Source organism: Streptomyces africanus (genome assembly GCF_002150735.1).
In the GTDB taxonomy this organism is placed as follows: domain Bacteria; phylum Actinomycetota; class Actinomycetes; order Streptomycetales; family Streptomycetaceae; genus Streptomyces; species Streptomyces africanus.
Genome location: NZ_MUKA01000618.1, coordinates 1 through 716, shown reverse-complemented (window position 1 = coordinate 716; position 716 = coordinate 1). Strand labels below are relative to the sequence as shown.

The following is a 716-nucleotide window of genomic DNA, read 5'->3' as shown; positions in this document are numbered from 1 at the left end:
GCCCCGGCCCACCCCACCGACTTCGGAATGATCATGAGCGACGCACTCCCCGATCCCCTGATCGCCCTGCGCCCCTGGGAAGCACCCGAGGTGACCTCCTGGCGGCGGCTGCCGATGAACGCNNCGCGCCGGACGCCCCGCTCGGGGAGGTCTGGTCGTCGGCGTACGTGCCCGGTGTCTGGACCATGCAGGGCACGGACGATCTTCCGCAGTACCTGAACATCCGCATGCCGTTCCCGGAGTTCCCGCCGGGGGTGCCCGCCGCNNTGGGAGCCGCGGAGAGCGTGCTGCTGGTCCATGTGGACGGGCGGCCCGTCGGCATCTCCAAGGACTCCCACCTGGCCGCCGAGTTCGACCTGTCCGGCGTCGTACGCCCGGGCGAGCGGGCCACCGTAAGGCTGACCGTGGTGAAGTGGTCGGACGCCTCGCACATCGAGGACCAGGACCAGTGGTGGCACGGCGGCCTCACCCGCTCGGTGCTGCTGTACGCCACCGACCCGCTGTATCTGGCGGACGTGACCGTGCGGGCCCGCCACGACGGTGACCTGCACGTCGACTGCCTGGTACGGGACGCGGGCGGTGCCCTGCCCGAGGGCTGGTACGTCAGCGGGGAGCTGGACGGGGTGCTGCTCACGCAGGACGCCGAGTTCGACCGGGCCAACACCGAGGACGAGCGCGTCTCCGCCTTCCTCGGCGAGGCCCGGCTGCGGGCCGCC

General features: G+C 72.2%; 1 pseudogene. It reads left to right on the top strand.

Annotation, left to right across the window (positions count from 1 at the left end):
* Positions 1-33: 33 nt before the first annotated feature.
* Positions 34-716, top strand: a pseudogene (locus CCL05_RS42735) (sugar-binding domain-containing protein); the annotation flags it as partial.